Annotated in this window: 14 protein-coding genes; 1 reads left to right on the top strand and 13 read right to left on the bottom strand. The window is 73.8% G+C overall.

Annotated elements, in window-relative coordinates; all coding sequences use genetic code 11:
* Positions 1-2: 2 nt before the first annotated feature.
* The 8 genes from ACIBNE_RS00860 to ACIBNE_RS00825 are packed head-to-tail and all read right to left on the bottom strand — an operon-like array spanning position 3 to position 11407.
* Complete coding sequence (locus ACIBNE_RS00860) at positions 3-1454, bottom strand: nucleotide pyrophosphatase/phosphodiesterase family protein (protein ID WP_399268012.1); 1452 nt, start codon at positions 1452-1454, stop codon at positions 3-5.
* Entirely contained in the window at positions 1451-2632 is a 1182-nt protein-coding gene (eboE, locus tag ACIBNE_RS00855; protein ID WP_399268010.1) for a metabolite traffic protein EboE, read from the bottom strand. Before eboE ends, ACIBNE_RS00860 begins: the two co-directional genes overlap by 4 nt.
* Before the next feature lie 6 nt (positions 2633-2638).
* Positions 2639-3487: a TatD family hydrolase gene (locus ACIBNE_RS00850; RefSeq protein ID WP_399268008.1), complete on the bottom strand. Its 849-nt coding sequence runs from the start codon at positions 3485-3487 to the stop codon at positions 2639-2641.
* The gene (locus tag ACIBNE_RS00845; protein ID WP_399268006.1) at positions 3487-4308 is read right to left on the bottom strand and encodes an EboA domain-containing protein; all 822 of its coding nucleotides are present in this window, start codon (positions 4306-4308) and stop codon (positions 3487-3489) included. Before ACIBNE_RS00845 ends, ACIBNE_RS00850 begins: the two co-directional genes overlap by 1 nt.
* Positions 4305-5261, bottom strand: a complete 957-nt coding sequence (locus ACIBNE_RS00840) for a sugar phosphate isomerase/epimerase family protein (protein WP_399268004.1) — start codon at positions 5259-5261, stop codon at positions 4305-4307. Before ACIBNE_RS00840 ends, ACIBNE_RS00845 begins: the two co-directional genes overlap by 4 nt.
* On the bottom strand, positions 5258-6427 hold the full coding sequence (locus ACIBNE_RS00835; protein WP_399268002.1) for an SCO3242 family prenyltransferase: 1170 nt from the start codon (positions 6425-6427) through the stop codon (positions 5258-5260). Before ACIBNE_RS00835 ends, ACIBNE_RS00840 begins: the two co-directional genes overlap by 4 nt.
* Positions 6424-7542, bottom strand: coding sequence for an inositol-3-phosphate synthase (locus tag ACIBNE_RS00830; protein WP_399267999.1), 1119 nt, complete (start codon positions 7540-7542; stop codon positions 6424-6426). The genes ACIBNE_RS00835 and ACIBNE_RS00830 overlap by 4 nt, the downstream gene beginning before the upstream one ends.
* Positions 7543-7576: 34 nt before the next feature.
* Positions 7577-11407 (bottom strand): ThuA domain-containing protein, encoded by a 3831-nt coding sequence (locus ACIBNE_RS00825; protein WP_399267997.1) that lies wholly within the window; start codon positions 11405-11407, stop codon positions 7577-7579.
* A 402-nt stretch (positions 11408-11809) separates the two neighbouring features.
* Here ACIBNE_RS00825 and ACIBNE_RS00820 point away from each other — a divergent pair, with 402 nt between their 5' ends.
* A complete protein-coding gene (locus ACIBNE_RS00820; RefSeq protein ID WP_399267994.1) occupies positions 11810-13402 on the top strand; it encodes an alpha/beta hydrolase in 1593 nt (530 codons plus the stop codon).
* Between the two features lie 158 nt (positions 13403-13560).
* Here the strand turns inward: ACIBNE_RS00820 and ACIBNE_RS00815 are convergent, their stop codons facing one another.
* The 5 genes from ACIBNE_RS00815 to ACIBNE_RS00795 all read right to left on the bottom strand — a co-directional run bounded on the left by ACIBNE_RS00815 (position 13561) and on the right by ACIBNE_RS00795 (position 19482).
* On the bottom strand, positions 13561-14565 hold the full coding sequence (locus tag ACIBNE_RS00815; RefSeq protein ID WP_399267991.1) for a sugar phosphate isomerase/epimerase family protein: 1005 nt from the start codon (positions 14563-14565) through the stop codon (positions 13561-13563).
* Positions 14566-14578: 13 nt separating this feature from the next.
* On the bottom strand, positions 14579-15802 hold the full coding sequence (locus ACIBNE_RS00810) for a Gfo/Idh/MocA family protein (RefSeq protein ID WP_399267989.1): 1224 nt from the start codon (positions 15800-15802) through the stop codon (positions 14579-14581).
* A 54-nt stretch (positions 15803-15856) separates the two neighbouring features.
* Positions 15857-16909 (bottom strand): substrate-binding domain-containing protein, encoded by a 1053-nt coding sequence (locus tag ACIBNE_RS00805; protein ID WP_399267987.1) that lies wholly within the window; start codon positions 16907-16909, stop codon positions 15857-15859.
* Positions 16910-16972: 63 nt separating this feature from the next.
* Positions 16973-17989 carry an ABC transporter permease gene (locus tag ACIBNE_RS00800; RefSeq protein ID WP_399267985.1) on the bottom strand — a complete coding sequence of 339 codons (1017 nt, stop codon included), beginning with the start codon at positions 17987-17989 and terminating at the stop codon, positions 16973-16975.
* Positions 17986-19482, bottom strand: a complete 1497-nt coding sequence (locus tag ACIBNE_RS00795) for a sugar ABC transporter ATP-binding protein (RefSeq protein WP_399267983.1) — start codon at positions 19480-19482, stop codon at positions 17986-17988. Before ACIBNE_RS00795 ends, ACIBNE_RS00800 begins: the two co-directional genes overlap by 4 nt.
* Positions 19483-19622 lie beyond the last annotated feature (140 nt).

The following is a 19622-nucleotide window of genomic DNA, read 5'->3' as shown; positions in this document are numbered from 1 at the left end:
CTTCAGTGGAGTCCTGCCAGCCGGAGCAGGAGGGACTTCACTTCGGTGGCCGCCGTGCGGCCGTCGACAGCACTGGGGGTGGAGCAGATGACGAGCGGACCGTTGTCGGTGTCGTCGGGAGCGGGGACGCGGCCGTGGCTGCCGCGAATAGGCGACGGGTCGAGGGGCACGACCGCCATGCGGTAGCGCATGCCCAGCTTCTTGCGGGCGAGCGCCGCTGCCGCCTTGAGCCGTACGTACGGGTCCTGGGGGTCCATGAACAGCTCGACGGGGTCGTAGCCGGGCTTGCGGTGGATCTCCACGAGCCGCGCGAAGTCGGGGGCCCGCGCGTCGTCGAGCCAGTAGTAGTACGTGAACCAGGCATCGGGCTCCGCGACGGCGACCAGCTCGCCCGACCGGGGGTGGTCCAGGCCGTGGCTCTTCTTGCCCTCGTCGTCGAGGAGCAGGTCGACGCCGGGGAGGCCGGCGAGGGCCTCGCGGGTGGCTGCCAGGTCCTCGGGGCGCTTCACGTAGACGTGGGCGATCTGGTGGTCGGCGACGGCGAACGCCCGGGAGGCCATGGGGTCCAGGTACTCCATGCCGTCCTGGGTGTGCACCTCCAGCAGCCCCGCCCCGCGCAGGGCGCGGTTGATGTCGACGGGGCGGTCGGCGCGCGTGATGCCGTACTCGGAGAGGGCGACCACGGTCCTGCCCTCGCGGGCCGCGTCGTCCAGGAGCGGGGCGACGGTCCGGTCCAGCTCGGCGGCGGCGCGGTGGGAGCGGGGGTCGTCGGGGCCGTAGCGCTGGAGGTCGTAGTCCAGGTGCGGGAGGTAGCAGAGGGCCAGGTCGGGGCGGCGGGTGTCGACGATGTGGCGGGTGGCGTCCACGATCCAGCGGGAGGAGACGATGCCGGCCCCGGGACCCCAGAAGTGGAAGAGGGGGAACGTGCCGAGCTTTTCGGTGAGTTCGTCGTGGAGGGCCGGTGGCCGGGTGTAGCAGTCGGGCTCCTTGCGGCCGTCGGCGTAGTAGACGGGGCGCGGGGTGACGGTGTAGTCGGTGTCGGCGCCCATCGCGTACCACCAGCAGATGTTGGCGACGGTGTAGCCGGGGTGGGCGCGGCGGGCCGCGTCCCAGAGCTTGTCGCCCGCGACCAGGTCGTTGTGCTGGCGCCACAGGAGGACGTCGCCCAGCTCGCGGAAGTACCAGCCGTTGCCGACGACGCCGTGTTCTGAGGGGAGGGTGCCGGTGAGGAACGTGGACTGGGCCGCGCAGGTCACGGCGGGCAGGACGGTGGTGAGCGGCGCGCTGGACCCGGCCACGGCGAGGGCGGTCAGGCGGGGCATGTGGCGGAGCAGCCGGGGGGTGAGGCCGACCACGTCCAGGACGAGCAAGGGCGTGGGCCGGCCGGGAGTGGGCGTCGGCGGGCCGGGGCGGGTGGGGCCGGGGGTGTCGGGCGGCGCGGGCGGTGGCGTCATGGCAGCTCCTTCAGTCCCAGGTCGACCAGGAGGTCGCGGGCCAGGGTCAGTTCGGCGGCGATCCCGTCGGCGAGCTGGGCCCGGGTGCGGGGGCGCAGCTCGGCGGGGAGCGCCTGCCAGGTGTAGGTCTCGACTTCCAGGTGGCGGGTGAGCGGGCGGGGGCCGCCGACGAGGTGGGCGAGGGCGTCCTGGAGGACCGGGAGCGTGGAGGTGAGGGGCGGGGCGGGGGGTGCGTGGAGGGGGACGTGGAAGTGGGCGCGCCAGGGGGTGCCGTCCGGGAGCGCGGTGCCCGTCAGTGCCTCGGGCAGGTCGTCGGTGCCGCGCAGGCCGGCCGCCGTTGCGCTGCGGGTCTGGTGCAGGAAGCGGGGTTCGGCGAAGGCGGCGAGCGCGTCGCGGACCTCGGGGAGGTGCGGGTGTTCGGCGTGCAGGGCGGCCGACAGCTGGGCCTTGGGAATGGTGATCGCGGCCGCGGCGAGCGCGGCCAGGGCCCCTGTGGGGTCCTCGAAGGAGGTGGCGAGGTGGCAGGTGTCGAGGCAGAGGCCGATGCGGTCCCCGCCGGTGGCGGCGGCGAGGGCGGCGAGCGGGGCGATCGCGTCGGCGGTGGTCTCGATCGTGCAGCCCGGTTCGGGTTCCAGGCCGATGCGGATGGAGGTGCCGGTGAGGTCTTCGAGGGCGCGCAGCCGGTCCGCGAGGGTGGACAGGGCGGTGTGGGCGCTCTCGGCCGCTGCCGGGGACCAGGGGGTGCGCCAGGCGAGGGGCAGGGTGGAGATGGTGCCCTCGGTGACGTCGTCGGGGAGGAGCGCGGTCAGGAGGCGGGCCAGGTCGGTGGTGTGGGCGAGGCGCTCGGGGTCGGTCCAGTCCGGTTTGTAGACGCGGTGCTTGACCACTTCGGCGCCGAAGCCCTCGTACGGGAATCCGTTGAGGGTGACGACCTCCAGGCCCCTCGCGTCGAGGTCGAGGCGCAGGGCGCGCAGGGCGGACGGGTCGGTGACGAGGGACCGGGCGGCGTCCCTGGCGAGCCAGAGGCCGATGCCGATGCGGTCCCTGCCGAGTCGTCTGCGGACAGGTTCGCAGTGGTCGCGCAGTTGGGCGCGGACGCCTTCGAGGGTTTCGGCCGGGTGGACGTTGGTGCAGTAGGCGAGGTGGACGGTGGAGCCGTCGGGGTGGCGGAAGCGCACGGCGGCTCACTCCCCGCCGCGGAGGACGGAGTTGCCCTCGTGGAGTGCGGCGGGTTCGGGGACGTCCAGGCGCAGTCGGCCGCTGAGGCCGTAGAAGGCGACGGGGTTGCGCCACAGCACCTGGTCGACGTCGTCGTCGGTGAAGCCCGCGTCGAGCATGGCGTCGGCGACCGCACGCGTCTTGAGCGGGTCGCTCCTCCCCCAGTCGGCGGCGGAGTTGACCAGGACCTTCTCGGTGCCGTACGTCCGGAGGACGGCCACCATGCGGTCCTCGTCCATCTTCGTGTCGGGGTAGACGGAGAAGCCGAGCCAGCAGCCGCTGTCAGTGGCGGCGGCTACGGTGGTCTCGTTGAGGTGGTCCAGCAGGACGCGGTCCGGGGCGAGGTCGGATTCCCGGACGACGTCCACGGTCCGGCGCAGTCCGGCGAGTTTGTCGCGGTGCGGGGTGTGGACGAGGGCGGGCAGCCCGTGGGCGGCGGCGAGCTGGAGCTGGGCGGCGAGGGCGGTGTCCTCGGCGGGGGTCATGGAGTCGTAGCCGATCTCGCCGACGGCGACGACGTTGTCCTTGACCAGGTAGCGGGGAAGCGCGTCGATGACGGGTGTGCAGCGGGGGTCGTTGGCCTCCTTCGGGTTGAGCGCGAGCGCGCAGTGGTGGGAGATGCCGTACTGGGCGGCCCTGAAGGGTTCCCAGCCGAGGAGCGCGTCGAAGTAGTCGAAGAAGCTGGCGGGCGAGGTGCGGGGCTGGCCCAGCCAGAAGGAGGGCTCGACCAGGGCGCGCACCCCCGCGTCGTACATGGCCAGGTAGTCGTCGGTGGTGCGGGAGGTCATGTGGATGTGGGGGTCGAAGATGCGCATCAGGACTCCTCGGTGGGTGCCGATGGCGGGGGTGTCGCGGGGGCGGCGGGTGAGGCCGGGGGCCGGTCCCTCGAGTGGTTCCGGGGCCGGGTCGCTGCCGGTGCGGGCGGCTCGGAGGGCGTGGGCGAGCGGGGCGCGGTGAGGGCCAGGGCGCGGTGGAGGTCGTCGGGGACGGCGCGGCCGGCGGCGGTGCGCTCGCGGGCGAAGTCCTGGAGCATGCGGGCGAGTTCGGCGTCATCGGGGGCGCGGTCCGGCAGACCGTGGACGGCGTCGACGGGGACACCGGTGAACAGGCACTTGAGGACGGCGTGCCGCCAGGCGTGGGAAGGGAGGTGCGCGGTGGCGTAGGGGCCGACGGCGGCGGCGATCAGGGTGGTGTCGTTGGTGCGCAGCGCGTCCTCGACGAGCGGCAGCGCGGTGGCGCCGAGGGCGGGGAGGCGGGCGAGTGCGAGGAGGACCGCGCGGCGTTCGGCGGCGGTGCCCTGTCGGTAGAGCCGGGTGAGGGTGGGCAGGTCGGCGCGGGCCTCCTGGAGGAGGGCGGCGCGTACGGAGTCGGCGTGCTCCTGCCCGCAGTCGCGGCCCGCCGAGGCGTAGCGCAGCTCCCAGGGCGGCGCGGCGGTGTAGGGGTTGGGGTCGGATTCGGGGGTGGTGGCTGCGGCGGCGGCGTGCGCGGCTTCGGCGAGGGCCTCGTCCAGCCAGGCGCGGGCGGCTCCGCCGAGGCGGGCGTCCAGCTCGTCGCGGGTCAGCAGGGCGGAGGGTCCATGGCCCGTGGGCGTATGGGCTGCGGGCGTACGGGCCGTGGTCGTACGGGCTGCGGTCATGCGTGGGCTCCCTTCGCACGGAGGAACTCGATCGAGGCGCGGGCGAGTTCGGGGCCCGCGTGGGAGTGACGGGGCAGCTCCACGACGGTGAGGCCCTGGTAGCCCACGGCCGCGAGAGCGTCCAGCACGGGCGGGAAGTCGATCTCGCCGTCACCGAAAGGCAGGTGTTCGTGGACACCGCGCCGCATGTCCTCGACCTGGACGTGCCGCAGCCAGGGCGCGGCGGCGCGGACGCAGTCCGCGGGAGGGAGCGGTTCGAGGCACTGGCAGTGGCCGATGTCGAGCGTGAGGCCGAGGAGGTGGGGATCGGGGTTCCCGAGGAGGGCCCGGAGGTGGTGGAAGTCGTCGAGCGTGGCGAGGAGGTGTCCGGGCTCGGGCTCGACCGCGAGCGGCACTGAGGCGGCGTGGGCCGCGTCGAGGACGGGCCCGAGGGAAGCGGCCAGGCGCTTCCAGACGGGAGCGGGGACGGTAGCGGGGGCGGGGACGGTCAGGGTGCGGGAGGCTTCCGCGGGCGCGGCGCCCGGCGGGGTGACGGGTGCGGGTGGGGGTGTGAATGGGGTGGTGTCCGGGGGTGCGGTGCCGCTGAAGCAGTGCACGGCGTGGGCACCCAGATCGGCGGCGACCTGGACGGCGGTCTCCAGGAGTCGGATGCGGACGGCGCGGGCGTCCGGGTCCGGATTGAGGAGCGAGGGGCCGTGCTTGTGGCGGGGATCGAGGATGTAGCGGGCGCCGGTCTCGACCGTTGCGGAGAGGTTCAACTCATCGAGCCTGGCGGCTAATCGGGCGGTGCGGGAAGGGAGGTCGGGCGCCAAGGGGTCGAGGTGCATGTGGTCGAGGGTGAGGCCGACGCCGTCGTAGCCGAGGTCCGCGAGGAGGGCCAGGGCGTCGGTGAGGCGGAGGTCGGTGAGGCCGTTGGTGCCGTAGCCGAGGCGGAGGGGGGTGACGGGCGTCATGTGGGGCTCACCTTCCGGGCGAGTCGGCGGGCCAGGGGGGCGAGGCCCAGGAGCGCGGTCGCCGTGAGGGGCGCGCCCGCGCGGGCCGCGAGGGCGGCCTGGAGCGGGATCAGGGCCTGGATGCCGCCGCCCACCGCGCGTTGGGTGAGGGGCGGGGAAGGGTTGAGGGCCGCGTGCAGGTAGGGCGTGCCCGCGGTGCGGAGGTAGGCGGCGACGGCGAGTGCGGCGGGCAGGGCGCGGGCTGCCGCGCGGGCAGCGTCACGGGCGGGGGTGGCCGCTCGGGCGGGGACGCGGCCGGGGGCGGCGTGGGTACGGCCGGGGGCGTGGGTGCGGGCGGGGGCGGTCGCTCGGGAGGTGTCGTGGGTGCGGGTGGGGGCGGTGTCACGGGCGCGGCGGCCGGCGGTTGCCGTCGTGGTCGGGGCGGGTGGCGGGGCCCCGGTGGCCGGGGGCGTGGTGCGGGGTGGGGCCGGGCGGGGGACCAGCGTGGCGGCCAGGGCGGTGGTGGTGGCGAGGGCCGTCAGGGGTGGGACCGTGGACCCGCCCCGGGTCTCGTGGCGCGACACCGCTGTCACCGCGTAGGTGTGCGCGGCGAGGAGTGCGGCTTGGGGCAGGGCGCGGAGCGCGGGGGTGCCCGCGGTGGCGGTCGCACCCAGGAGGAGGTCGAGGGCGCGGGCGGCGGCCATCGCGGCGGGGCCCGCCGGGGTGTGCTTGGCCTTGAGGTCGTACGTCCACACCGTGGCCGCCAGGGCGCCCGCCACGGCGAGGGCGGGGCGTCCCGCGCGGGAGGCCAGGGCCAGGCCGCTCGCGGTGAGGGCGCCTGCCGCCGCGAAGGCCGCGAGCGGGGTGACGCGCCCCGAGGGGATCGGGCGGTGGGGGCGTTCGGCCGCGTCCTCCTCGCGGTCGGCCCAGTCGTTGAGCGCCATGCCCGCCGCGTAGAAGGAGAGGGAGGAGGCGAGGGCGCAGGCGGTGGCACGGGTGGGTCGGAGACCGGTGGCCGCCGCCCCGGCGAGGGCGTCGCCGGGGACGGTGAACAGAGCGGAGACGCGCAGGAGTTCGGCCCAGGCGGCGAGGGCCGGAGTGCGGCTCCCGGGCGGGGGCGGGGTACGGGGCGAGCGGCGCGGGCCGTCCCCGCGCCCGGGGCGGAACGACGCGTCGGGGGCGGTCATCGGGTGGGCCTCAGGCGCGTGGTGAAGGCGAGGAGCGCCGCGTACTGGTCGGAGAGGGAGGAGGGGCCGCCGTCGGGATCCTTGAAGTAGAAGCCGAGTTCGGGCAGGGGGCCCGCGATGCCGACCTCGTGGGCCCTGGCCAGGAGGCGGGCCAGGTCCAGGACGAGGGGCGCGGCCAGCGCCGAGTCGGGGGCCTGCCAGGTGGTCTGGAGGAGGATGCGGGAGCCGAGGAAGCCGTCGACCGCGATGTGGTCCCAGGCGGTCTTCCAGTCGCCGAGCGAGGGGACGTTGTCGATGTGGACCTCGCCTTCGGGGGCCGCGCCGAGGGTGTCGGCGAGGACGCGCGCCTTGCCCGCGTTCTTGGCGGCGGCCGCCGCCGGGTCGGCCAGCGCCGCCCCGTCCCCGGCGCCCAGGAGGTTGGTGCCCGACCACGCCCGTACGGAGAGGGCGCGCTGCACGAACATCGGGGCGAGCACGGAGCGGAGCAGCGTCTGGCCGGTCTTGCCGTCGCGTCCCGCGTGGGGAAGGCCGCTGGCGGCGACGGCGTCCTGGAGCGCGGGGGCGCGCAGTCCGGTGGAGGGGGTGAAGTCGACGTAGGGGCAGCCGGCCCGGACGGCGGCCGCCGCGTAGAGGGAGCTGGGTGGCAGGCGGGGGTCGCCCGGGGCGGGTTCCGGTTCGGTGGAGGAGACGTTGACGACGACCGTACGGGCGAGACCGTTTCGGCGGGTGAAGGAGGTGAGGTCGGCGGTGAAGGCGGCGATCAGTTCGGCGTCGGTGCGGGGGTCGGCGGGGAGGGGGCCACCGGTGCGTATCTCGGCGTCGGCGGAAGCGAGTTCGGCCTGGACCGCGCCGGGGACGCCGTACGGGACGACGCCCGCGGCGGTGAGTTGTTCGGCTCGTTTCGGCAGGGGGCAGTCGGCCGTGTCGTGGCCGCCGAAGACGAGGGAGGCGAGGGGCGGGAGGGCCGCTTCGGCGAAGGGCTCGGTCTCGGTGACCAGGCCCGTGGGCGGGTGCAGGCCGGCGACGACGGCCGCGCAGCCCGTGACTGCGGTGGTGGCGACGGAGCCGCGTGCTCCTACGAACCAGACTCCGGTGCGTACCTCGGGTGCGGTCACGGGCTGCCTCCCAGTGGCTGTCGTGGCTCGTGGCTCAGAGCGCCTTGATGCGGATGTCGCGGAAGGAGACCCGGTCGTCGGCGCCGTGGTTCTGGAGGCCGATGTGGCCCTGGCGCAGGCTGCGTGCCGGGTCCTTGTTGGTGAAGTCGTTGATCAGTGCGCCGTTCAGGTAGACGCGCAGGCGCTCGCCCTGGACCTTGATCTCGTAGGAGTTCCACTGGCCCGGCGGGCGCAGGGCCCTGTCGCGTGCGGCGGTGTCCGCGGACTGGACGCCGTAGACGGATCCCGTGGTGCGGTCGGGGGCGTCGGTGGCGTCGATCTGGATCTCGTACCCCTTGTTCACCGCCGACCAGGGGTCGTCGGACGGCGGGAAGCCGATGAAGATCCCGGAGTTGTCGTCGCCCGCGACCTTCCAGTCGAGCTTGAGGGAGTAGGAGCCGTACTCCTTCTCGTGCCAGAGCAGGCCCATGCCGCCCTCGGTGCGCAGTTCACCGCCTTCGGTGGTGAACGCGCCGGGTCCGGCCTGCTTCCAGCCGGTCGTGGCCCGCCCGTCGAAGAGGGAGGTGTAGCCCTTCTCGGGGCCGCAGTAGCCGCCGACGGCGCCGGTCGCCCACTGGATGCCGCCGAGGAGGTGGCCGCGGAAGGCGGGTTCGGCGTACGACTGCGCGGTGTGGCCGAGCCCGGTGTAGAAGGACCTGCCGCCCTGGTGGTTCCGGCACCAGGCGATGGGGTGGTCGGCGCCCATCGAGCCGCCGGTGTAGCTGGACTCGTCGAGGGTGGCGAGCACGTGGACGTCGCCGCGCGGGTTGGCGCGGTAGTCGTACCACTCGTCGGTGCGGCTCCAGGTGGCGGGCAGGTGGGCGGTCGCGGGGTGGGAGGAGTCCGCGCTGCGCACCGTGGCCCGCTGGACCGCGGGGTGGGACTTGAAGCGGGCGCCGACGAGGTCGCCGTAGAAGGGCCAGTCGTACTCGGTGTCGGCCGCGGCGTGGACGCCGACGTAGCCGCCGCCGTCGCGGACGTACGCCTCGAAGGCGGACTGCTGGGCGGTGTTCAGGACGTCGCCCGTGGTGGAGAGGAAGACCACGGCGTCGTACCGGGCGAGGCCGGCGGCGGTGAAGGCGGCGGCGTCCTCGGTCGCGGTGACGGAGAAGCCGTTCGCGGCGCCGAGTTCGCGCACGGACTGGACGCCCGCGGGGATGGCGTCGTGGCGGAAGTCGGCGGTCTTGGAGAAGACGAGGACGCTGTGGCGGGCGCGGGGGCCGGTGGTGAAGGTGAAGTCGTCCACGTCGTAGAGGGCTCCGGTGCCGGTCCCCCTGAAGACCAGGTAGAGGGTGGTGGTGCCGGACGGCGGGTTGCTGACGGGGGTGCTGACGTCCTGGAACTTCTCCCAGCCGCCGGTCACCGGCACGGTCGCGCTGCCGACGAGGCGGCCGGTCGGGGAGCCCGCCCTGATCTCCAGGGTGCCGCCCGCGCCGCCCGACGAGACGCGCGCGGTGAGGAGTCTGGCGTCGCCGATGCGGTAGGGGGTGAAGGCGATCCAGTCGCCGTCGTGGACGTCGCCGACGGTCTTGCCGCCGTGCGCGGTCGGCTTGTCGATCCGCGACACGCCCTGGGCCTTGGAGTAGTGCTCGGCCTGACGCTGCTTCTGCTGGAGTACGGCCTGGTCGCGGCTGGTCAGCGGCTGTTGCCCGCCGCCGCCCCCGTCGGTGTACTCGGCGTCGACGACGCCGAAGATGTTGGCGTTCGGGTCGTGGCCCCCGTCGCTCGCGGTCTTGAGGGTGCCGGTGCAGCCCTTGGCGGTGGTGACGGGGTGGCCGTGGCTGTCGTGGCCGAGCACGAAGCGGACGGTGACCTTGGCGCAGTCGACGGCCTTCCCGTCCTCGGGGTCGGTGACGCGGACCTTGAAGGGCACCTCGTCGCCGAAGTTGAACAGCTGTCCGTCGCCGGGGAGCTGGAGGGTGACGGTGGGCGCGGTGTTGCCGACGACGACGCGGACGCTCGCGGAGCCCGTACGGCCCGAGGGGTCCTTGGCGGTGAGGGTCGCGGTGTAGGTGCCGTTGCGCGTGTAGCGGTGGCCGGGGTCGGCGGCGGTGGAGCCGGTGCCGTCGCCGAAGTCCCAGCGGTAGGTGAGGGCGTCGCCGTCCGCGTCGGTGGTGCCCGCCGAGGAGAAGCGGGTGGTCAGCGGGGCAGTGCCGGAGGTCTTGGTGGCGGCGGCCTGGGCGAGGGGGGAGCGGCCCCCGGTCGCGTTCTCGATCCGGTAGAGCGCGGAGTTCTCGTCGCCGCCGAACCAGGCGGTGCCGTAGTCCAGGACGTACAGCGCGCCGTCCGGGCCGAAGGCGCTGTCCATCACCTGCGTGCCGGTCCACGGGAAGGGGTTGATCTTCCGCACGGCGCCGGTCGTGGCGTCGTGCTCGATGCGCTTGATCCAGCGGCGGCCGAACTCGCCCGCGAAGAAGTCGCCGTCGTACGCCTCGGGGAACTTCACCGGGGACGTGTTGGCGGGGTCGTAGCGGTAGACCGGGCCCGCCATCGGGGACTCGGAGCCGGTGCCGAACTCGGGGACGGATCCGCCGTCGTAGGGGATCCAGGCGGGCTCGGCGGGCGGCAGGTCGGTGAGGCCGGTGTTGTGCGGCGAGTCGTTCTTCGGGGCCGTGCAGTCGAAGGCCGCGCCGGAGGTCTTGGTGGCGAAGTCGTAGTCGACGTACGGCTGGTTGTCGCCGGCGCACAGCGGCCAGCCGAAGTTGCCGGGCTTGGTGACGCGGGCGAACTCCACCTGCCCCGCCGGGCCTCTCTTCGGGTCGGCGGCGCCCGCGTCGGGGCCGTAGTCGCCGACGTACAGGACGCCGGTCGGCTTGTCGACGCTGAAGCGGAAGGGGTTGCGGAAGCCCATCGCGTAGATCTCGGGGCGGGTCCTGGCGGTGCCGGGCGCGAAGAGGTTGCCCGTGGGGACGGTGTAGCCGCCGTCGGCGGCGACCTTGATCCGCAGGATCTTGCCGCGCAGGTCGTTGGTGTTGCCCGAGGTGCGGCGGGCGTCGTAGGCGGGGTTGCGGGTGGGGCGCTCGTCGATGGGGGTGTAGCCGTCGGAGGCGAAGGGGTTGGAGTCGTCGCCCGTGGAGAGGTAGAGGTTCCCCTGGGCGTCGAAGTCGATGTCGCCGCCGACGTGGCAGCAGATGCCGCGCGTCGCGGGGACGTCGATGACCTTCTTCTCGCTGGCGTTGTCCAGCGTGCCGTCGGCGTTGAGCGTGAAGCGGGAGAGGCGGTTGACGCCGTCGAACTTCGCGAAGTCGGCGGCGGTGCCGTCGCTCGGGGCGTCGCCCTGCGGCGTTTCGAGGGGCGGGGCGTAGTAGAGGTAGATCGCCCGGTTCCGGGTGAAGTCGGGGTCGACCCCGATGCCCTGGAGGCCCTCTTCGTCGTGCGTGTAGACGGGGATGCTGCCGACGACGCGGGTGTTGCCCGCCGCGTCGGTGAGGCGCAGCTCGCCGTTCCTGGAGGTGTGCAGGACGCCGCGGTCGGGGAGGACGGCGAGCGACATCGGCTCGCCCGTCTCGTCGGCCCCCTTGGCGAGGGTGACCTGCTGGAACTCCTCGGCGGCAGAGGCGGCGGCTGCGGCTGCGGTTGCCGCTGTGCGGTCCGTGGGGGCCGTCGGCGCAGTGGGGGCCATGGCGGCCGTCGGCGCGGTGGGGGCCATGGCGGCCGTCGGCGTGGTGGGGGCCGCGAGTGCGGTGGGGGCCGCGGCGAGGGTGGTGGCGGCGAGCAGGGCGCCGGTCAGCAGCGCGAGCGCCTTGCGCGCTCCGGGCGTGCGGGAGGCGCGGGGCGCTCGTGGGGCGCCGGGGACGCGAGGGACGCGGGGGCGTCGTCTGTGCACGAGATTCCTCCGGAATTGGCCGGTTGTACGGACGTGGTGCCGTGTGCCGTTCCGATCCGTTGCGATTCACGCGGGGCGCGAGTCATGTCGTGTACACGATTGGGACGGTAGCCGGGTTCGTCCGGGACCGAAACCCCTTGCGCGGCGGCCAAGTTGAACTTCTTCCCGTGGAAAGACAAAGCAGGAGGCCGCAGCGGTGGCGCACCCTCCGGTTCCCTCGGCCCGAACCCTGACACCAACCCCGAGACTCCCCCGCCCGCCCTCCACCACCTGGAGTACGTACCGCATCCCGTACGTACCACCCGAGTTGGATACATCTCGCCTTTCCGGGCGATTCGCTCCACCGGCGACGGCGACAGGATCAAGAAGGAATACGTCACCACACCTCCGGAAGGACCGTTCGTGCGCAGAAAACACCTGCCGCCCCTCGTCGCCGCAAGTGTCCTGGCCGCGCTGGCACCCGGCCTGGCGGCCGTCCCGGCTCACGCCTCACCGGGGCCCGCCACCGCCGCTGCCGCCACCCCCGGCGCCGCACCGGCCGCCGCATCCGCCGCCCCCTCCCCCGTCGCCACCACCGCGCTCCCCGCCTCCTACACCCGGCAGAAGCTCGACTGGCGCCGCTGCGGCGCCGACACCCCCGCCGCCCTCCAGTGCGCCTCCTTCAAGGTGCCGCTCGACTACCGCCGCCCCGGCGGCAGGAAGATCGAGATCGTCGCGTCCCGGCTGCGCAGCACCGACCCGGGCAAGCGCCGCGGCGTGATGCTCTCCAACCCCGGCGGCCCCGGCGGGCCCGGCATCACGGTCCCGCTGCGCCTGGCCGAGGTCTACCCGAAGTCCGTGCTCGACCGCTACGACCTCATCGGCCTCGACCCGCGCGGCATCGGCCGCAGCACGCCCGTCAGCTGCGGGCTCGCCAAGGACGAGCAGTCCCTGATGCGGCCCCTGCGGACGTTCGACGCGAACGTCGCGTGGGCGAAGCGCGTCGCGGACAAGTGCCGCGCGAAGTCCGGCGACCTGCTGCCGCACATCACGACGCGCAACACCGCCCGCGACATGGACGTCCTGCGCGCGCTGCTGGGCGAGCGCAGGATCTCGTACTTCGGGATCTCGTACGGCACCGCGCTCGGCGCCGTCTACACGCAGATGTTCCCCCAGCGCGCCGACCGCTTCGTCCTGGACAGCGCCGTCGACCCGGACGGCATGTGGCGGGAGATGTTCCGCAGTTGGGGCCGCGAGGCCGAGCCCGCGTTCGCCCGGTGGGCGAAGTGGACGGCCGAGCGCTCCGCCACGTACGGGCTCGGCACGACGGCCGACGAGGTCACCGAGACCTTCTGGGGCCTCGTGCGGCGGGCGGACCGCGAGCCGATCGTGGTCGGCGGCGCGCCGTACAGCGGCGCCGACATCCGCGACGCCCTGCGCGCCGAGTTCTTCACCCCCCGCAGCGGGGCCGAGTGGGTCGTCGTGGTCAAGAAGGCGGCGGCGGGCGAGGACACCGAGATCCCGCCAATGCCGGGGCCGACGGACCAGACCGTCTCGGCGCTCTGGTCCGTGCTGTGCGGCGACGCCGCCTGGCCGCGCGACCCCCGGACGTACCGCGCCAACTCGATACGCGACGCGGCCAGGTACCCGCTGCACGGGGACTTCGCCTCGGGCATCGGGCCGTGCGCGTTCTGGGACGCGCCGGTGGAGCCGGTCACGAAGGTCGACAACACGGTGAAGGCGCTCGTCGTGCAGAACGAGTGGGACTCGCAGACCCCGCTCAAGGCCGCGCAGAGCATGCACCGCGCCATGAAGGGCTCCCGGATGGTCACCGTCGCCGGCGGCGAGGGCCACGGCGTGGCGGGGCTCAACCGCTGCGCGGACGGCTTGGCCGCGACCTATCTGGCCACCGGCAAGCTGCCGGCGCGTGACGTGACCTGTCGGGTGGATCCGCAGACCGGGGCGCGCAGTCCCCTGGTGGCGGACAGCGGCCGACCGGCCCCGGCCGCCCGCTGACGCACGGCACCGACGCGCGCGCCGAACCGCGGCGCGCGGTGCGGACCGGCCGGGGCCCACCGCCGTACCGGGCCCCGGCCACTCCCCCACCCGCCCCTGACCTCCCGCACCTCAGCACCACCGCACCCCGGTACCCCCGTGCCCCCGCGCCGCCCCCCCTAGGAACCGCCCCCGAACGCCGCGTCGAACGCGGCCCCCGGCGGGTCGAAGTCGTACCGCTTCAGCACCTCAAGGGCCTCCGGCGCCCCCGCGAGGCGGTCCATCCCCGCGTCCTCCCACTCCACCGACACGGGCCCCTCGTAGCCGATCGAGCGCAGCATCCGGAACACGTCCTCCCAGCGCACGTCACCGTGGCCCGCCGACACGAAGTCCCAGCCGCGCCGCGGATCGCCCCACGGCAGGTGCGAGCCGAGGCGGCCGTTCCTGCCGTCGAGCCGCTTGCGGGCCTCCTTGCAGTCGACGTGGTAGATCCGCTCCCGGAAGTCGTAGAGGAAACCGACCGGGTCGAGGTCCTGCCAGACAAAGTGGCTGGGGTCGAAGTTGAGGCCGAAGGCGGGCCTGTTGCCGACCGCGTCCAGGGCGCGCCGCGTCGTCCAGTAGTCGTAGGCGATCTCGCCGGGGTGCACCTCGTGGGCGAAGCGCACGCCTTCGGCGTCGAAGACGTCCAGAACCGGGTTCCAGCGCTCGGCGAAGTCCTCGTAGCCCCGCTCGATCATGTGGGCGGGCACGGGCGGGAACATCGCCACCAGGTGCCAGATGGCGGATCCGGTGAAGCCCACGACGGTACGGACCCCGAGGGCGGCCGCGGCCCGCGCGGTGTCCGCGATCTCGCGGGCCGCCCTGGTGCGCACGCCCTCCGGCTCGCCGTCGCCCCAGATGCGGGCGGGCAGGATCGCCCGGTGGCGTTCGTCGATGACGGCGTCGCAGACGGCCTGGCCCACCAAGTGGTTGGAGACCGCCCAGCACGTGAGGCCGTACTTGTCGAGCAGCGCGTGCCGCCCGGCGACGTACGAAGGGTCGGCGAGGGCCTTGTCGACCTCGAAGTGGTCGCCCCAGCAGGCGAGTTCGAGTCCGTCGTAGCCGAAGTCGCGGGCCAGTCGGCAGACCTGCTCCAGCGGCAGGTCCGCCCACTGGCCGGTGAAGAGGGTGAAGGGACGTGGCATGACGGCGTGCCTCCTATGCCTGTGCGGGGACGGAACCGGCCCCTACGGGGGCGGGGTCGGCCGCCACGGGGGTGTAGACGGCGTTCTTCCGCGCGCTCTCCTCCACCGCGGCGAGCACCCGCTGCACCCGCAGCCCGTCCGCGAAGGACGGTTCGGGCTGGACGCCGTCCGCGACGGCCCGCACCAGGTCGCGGGCCTGGTGGACGAAGGTGTGCTCGTAGCCGAGCGCGTGGCCCGGCGGCCACCACGCCTCCAGGTAGGGGTGGCCTGGCTCGGTGACGAGGATCCGCCGGAAGCCCGCGGACACGGCGGGCTCGGTGTGGTCGTGGAAGGACAGTTCGTTCAGCCGCTCCAGGTCGAAGGCGAGGGAGCCCAGTTCGCCGTTGACCTCCAGGCGCAGCGCGTTCTTGCGGCCCGTCGCCATGCGGGTCGCCTCGAAGGAGGCGAGCGCCCCCGAGGCGAGGCGCCCGGTGAACAGCGCCGCGTCGTCCACGGTCACCGCGCCCCGCTCCGCGCGGGCGCCGGGCACGGGCCGCTCGCGCACGAACGTCTCGGTCAGCGCGGAGACCCCCACCAGCGGCTCCCCCGCGAGGTGTTGCGCGAGGTCCACGATGTGCGCCCCGAGGTCGCCCAGCGCCCCGGAGCCCGCCCGCTCGCGGTCGAGCCGCCAGGTGAGCGGGAAGTCCGGGTCCACCAGCCAGTCCTGGAGGTACGTCAGCCTCAGGTGGCGCAGCGCGCCGAGGCGCCCGGCCGCGATGAGTCCGCGCGCGTGCGCGACGGCCGGCACCCTGCGGTAGTTGAAGCCGACCATCGCCAACTGCCCCCGGGTGCGGGCCGCTTCGGCGGCCGCCGCCATCGCCTCGGCCTCCGCGACGGTGTTGGCGAGCGGCTTCTCGCACAGCACGTGCTTGCCCGCCTCCAGCGCGGCGATCGCGATCTCCGCGTGGCTGTCGCCCGGGGTGCACACGTCGACGAGGTGGACGTCGTCGCGGGCGACGAGCGCCCGCCAGTCGGTCTCGGCGGCCGCCCAGCCGAGCTTGTCGGCCGCGGCCCGCACGGCGTCCGGGCTGCGTCCGCACAGCGCGGCGAGCCGTGGCCTCAGCGGCAGGTCGAAGACGCGTGCGGCGGTGCGCCAGCCCTGCGAGTGGGCGGCTCCCATGAACGCGTGTCCGACCATGCCGATGCCGAGTTCCCCGGCTGCTTCGCCGGTCGCTTCCTCAGGGTTACGGGCGGCCATACGGGCTTCCTCCTCGTCGTCGTGCGGTGCGGGGCCACTGGCGGGGGCTCGCCGTCAGCGGAAGCCCGTCGGCAGGTACTGGTCGACGTTCTCCTTGGTGACGACGGCCGAGTAGCAGGTGACCGTCGCGGGGATCTCCAGTTCGGAGAGACCGCCGATGCCCTTGCCCTGGCCCAGCGCGCGGGCCAGGTCGATGGCGGAAGCGGCCATCGTCGGCGGGTAGAGGACGGTCGCCTTGAGCACGCCGTCGTCGGCCTTGATGGCGTCCATCGCGGACCTGGCGCCCGCGCCGCCGACCATCAGGAACTCCTTGCGGCCCGCCTGCGCGATGGCCCGCAGCGCGCCCACGCCCTGGTCGTCGTCGTGGTTCCACAGCGCGTCGAACTTCCCCTGGGCCTGGAGGAGTTGGGCCATCTTCGCCTGGCCGGACTCGACGGTGAACTCGGCGGCCTGACGGGCGACCTTCTTGATGTTCGGGTAGTTCTTGAGGGCGTCGTCGAAGCCCTTGGTGCGCTGTCGGGTCAGCTCCAGGCTGTCCATTCCGGCCAGCTCGACGACCTTGGCGTCCGGCTCGTCCTTGAGCTGTTCGCCGATGTAGCGCCCGGCGTTGAGGCCCATGCTGTAGTTGTCGCCGCCGACCCAGCAGCGGTACGCCTGCGGGGTCGCGAAGATCCGGTCGAGGTTGACGACGGGGATGCCCGCCTTCATGGCCCGGAGCCCGATCTGGGTCAGGGCCTTCCCGTCGGCGGGGAGGATGACCAGGACGTCGACCTTCTTGTTGATGAGGGTCTGGATCTGGCCGATCTGGGCGGCGGTGTCGTTGGAGCCCTCGGTGATCTCCAGGGTCACGTCCGAGTACTTCTCCGCCCGCGCCCTGGCGTTGTCGTTGATGGCGTTGAGCCAGCCGTGGTCGGCCTGCGGGCCCGCGAAGCCGATGGTGACGGCCTTGCCGGTCCCGTCGTCGGCGGGGGCGTCGTTGCGGGCCGGTTCCTCGTCCTTCGACTCCTTCGGCTCGTTGCTGGTGCAGGCGGTGAGCAGGGCGGTCGCGGAGACTCCCGCGGCGCCCAGGAGCATCCCTCTGCGGCTGGTGCGGGGGCTTTCTGGCATGGCGGTTCAACCCTTCCGGGAGGGGGGATCGGGTGGGTTCGCGGGGGGGTGTACGACCGGGTGTCAGGCGGGGTCGCCGCGCAGCGTGCGGCGCTGCACCAGTACGGCGGCGACGATGATCGCGCCCTTGGCGATCTGCTGCGTGGCCGTCTCCAGGTTGTTCAGGGCGAAGATGTTGGTGATCGTGGTGAAGACCAGGACGCCGAGCACCGAGCCGACGATGGTGCCCCGGCCTCCGCTGAGCAGGGTGCCGCCGATGATCGCGGCGGCGATGGCGTCCAGCTCGTAGAGGTTGCCGTTGGTGTTCTGTCCCGAGCCGGCGAGGACCACCAGCAGGAACGCGGCGATGCCGCAGCAGAGCCCGGAGAGCAGGTACAGGTAGAGGCGCTGTCTGCGGACGTCGATCCCGGCGAGGCGGGCCGCCTCCGCGTTGCCGCCGACGGCGACGGTGCGCCGCCCGAAGGTGGTGCGGCCCAGCAGCAGCCAGCCGACGGCGGTGACGGCGGCGAAGACCAGCACCAGCGGCGGAACGCCGAGCACGTAGGAGTCGGGGACGCCGAGGTCGAGCACCGAATCGACGGTGACGATCTGCGTCTTGCCGTCGGTGATCTGGAGCGCGAGCCCGCGCGCCGCCGCGAGCATGGCGAGCGTCGCGATGAACGGCACCATCCCCCCGTACGCGATGAGCACGCCGTTCACCAGGCCGCAGCCGAGGCCGACGACGACCGCGGTGAAGAGGATGCCCGCGAAGCCGTACTCCTGGGTGGCGAGCGTCGTCGCCCAGACCGAGGCGAGCGCGACGATCGCGCCGACCGACAGGTCGATGCCGCCGCCGACGATGACGAAGGTCATGCCGACGGTGACCACGCCGATGACCGAGGACTGGGTGAGGACCAGCTGGAGGTTGCCGGTGTCCAGGAACTCGTCCGGTTTGGTGAGGCCGCCGACGGCGACCAGCACGGCGAGCACGCCCAGCAGCGAGAGGTTGCGCACGTCGAGGCGGAGCCCGAGCGCGGGGCGCGAACGCGGCGCGGGGGAAGGGGACTTGGTTTCGGGTGGTGCGGTGTCCTGCGGGATCATGCGGTCGGGCTCCCTTCCATGACGAGGTCGAGCACGCGGTGCTCGTCGAGCTCCGTGGCGGGCGCGCCGTGCACCACGCGCCCCTCGCGCAGGACCAGCACCCGGTCGGCGAGACCGAGCACTTCGGGGACCTCGCTGGAGACGAGGAGGACCGCGAGCCCTTCGTCGGCGAGGCGGCGGATCACCGCGTACAGCTCGGCGCGGGCGCCGACGTCGACGCCCCGGGTCGGCTCGTCCAGTAGCAGGACGCGGCAGCCGCGCAGCAACCAGCGGGCGAGCACGGCCTTCTGCTGGTTGCCGCCCGAGAGGGTGCGGACGGGGGCGTCGGGGTCGTCGGGGCGCAGCGACAGTTCGCGGGTGGCGGCCCCGGCGGCGGCGCGTTCGGCGGCGCGGTCCAGCCAGCCGGCGCGCGAGAAGCGGGAGAGCGAGGAGACCGAGACGTTGCGGGTCACGGATTCGAGGGCGAGGAGCGCCTGGGCCTTGCGTTCCTCGGGCGCGAGGCCCAGCCCCGCGCGGACGGCGGCGCGGACGCTGCCGGGGCGCAGGGCGCGGCCGTCGACCAGGACCCGGCCGGTGTCGGGGCGGCGCGCACCGTAGACGGTCTCCAGGATCTCGGAGCGGCCGGAGCCGACGAGCCCGGCGATGCCGAGGATCTCGCCGGGGCGCAGTTCCAGGTCGACGTCGCTGAACTCGCCCTTCCTGCCCAGGCGTTCGACGCGCAGTACGGGTTCGTCCGCGCGCTCCCCGGTGGTGGCGGGGCGCGGCGGGAAGACGTACTCGACGTCGCGTCCGGTCATCAGCGCCACCACGTCCCGGGTCGGGGTGGTCTTCGCGGGGAGCCCCGCGGCGACGGCCCGGCCGTCCTTCAGTACGGTGACCCGGTCGCCGATCCTGCGGATCTCCTCCAGGCGGTGGGAGATGTGGACGACGGCGACGCCGTCGGCGGTGAGGTCGCCGACGATCCGGAAGAGGTTGTCCACCTCGTCGGGGTCGAGGGCGGCCGTCGGCTCGTCCATGACGATGAGGCGCACGTCGTGCGAGAGGGCGCGCGCCATGGAGACGACCTGCCGCTGGGCGGCGGAGAGCCGGGCGACGAGCCGGTCGGGGTCGATCTCGGGGTGGCCGAGCCGCCCCAGCAGGGCGGCGGTCGTGGACCTGGCGCCGCGCCTCCTGACGACGAAGCCCGCGGTGGTGGGTTCGTGGCCGAGGTGGACGTTCTCGGCGACGGAGAGCCCTTCGACCAGGTCGAGTTCCTGGTAGATGGTGGCGATGCCCAGGCGCATCGCGGCGCTGGGCGACTTGAGCGCGACGCGGTCGCCGCGCCAGGTGATCGTGCCGCCGTCGGGCTGGTGCGCCCCGGCGAGGACCTTGATGAGCGTGGACTTGCCCGCACCGTTCTGGCCGAGCAGACAGTGCACTTCGCCGGGGGCGACCTCCAGGTCCACGCCGTCGAGCGCGCGCACGCCGGGGAAGGTCTTGGTGATGCCGGACATGGCGAGCAGTGGTGCGGACGGCTCGGCCGGTGCCGGTGCCGGTATTGATGCTGGTGTCGGCTCTGGTGCTGGTGGTGCTGATGCCATGACGGTTCCCCCTGGCGGGTGCGGCCGGATTCAGGGCAGAGCAGGAGCAGCGG

Source organism: Streptomyces sp. NPDC050504 (assembly GCF_044458065.1).
GTDB lineage: Bacteria > Actinomycetota > Actinomycetes > Streptomycetales > Streptomycetaceae > Streptomyces.
This window is presented reverse-complemented; position numbering and strand designations above follow the sequence as displayed.

Excerpts from the sequence above, each read along its gene's own strand:
- ACIBNE_RS00860 (WP_399268012.1), bottom strand. The coding sequence starts at position 1,454 with ATGACGCCACCGCCCGCGCCGCCCGACACCCCCGGCCCCACCCGCCCC.
- ACIBNE_RS00850 (WP_399268008.1), bottom strand. The coding sequence starts at position 3,487 with ATGCGCATCTTCGACCCCCACATCCACATGACCTCCCGCACCACCGAC.
- ACIBNE_RS00845 (WP_399268006.1), bottom strand. The coding sequence starts at position 4,308 with ATGACCGCAGCCCGTACGACCACGGCCCGTACGCCCGCAGCCCATACG.
- ACIBNE_RS00840 (WP_399268004.1), bottom strand. The coding sequence starts at position 5,261 with ATGACGCCCGTCACCCCCCTCCGCCTCGGCTACGGCACCAACGGCCTC.
- ACIBNE_RS00835 (WP_399268002.1), bottom strand. The coding sequence starts at position 6,427 with ATGACCGCCCCCGACGCGTCGTTCCGCCCCGGGCGCGGGGACGGCCCG.
- ACIBNE_RS00815 (WP_399267991.1), bottom strand. The coding sequence starts at position 14,565 with ATGCCACGTCCCTTCACCCTCTTCACCGGCCAGTGGGCGGACCTGCCG.
- ACIBNE_RS00810 (WP_399267989.1), bottom strand. The coding sequence starts at position 15,802 with ATGGCCGCCCGTAACCCTGAGGAAGCGACCGGCGAAGCAGCCGGGGAA.
- ACIBNE_RS00805 (WP_399267987.1), bottom strand. The coding sequence starts at position 16,909 with ATGCCAGAAAGCCCCCGCACCAGCCGCAGAGGGATGCTCCTGGGCGCC.
- ACIBNE_RS00800 (WP_399267985.1), bottom strand. The coding sequence starts at position 17,989 with ATGATCCCGCAGGACACCGCACCACCCGAAACCAAGTCCCCTTCCCCC.
- ACIBNE_RS00795 (WP_399267983.1), bottom strand. The coding sequence starts at position 19,482 with ATGTCCGGCATCACCAAGACCTTCCCCGGCGTGCGCGCGCTCGACGGC.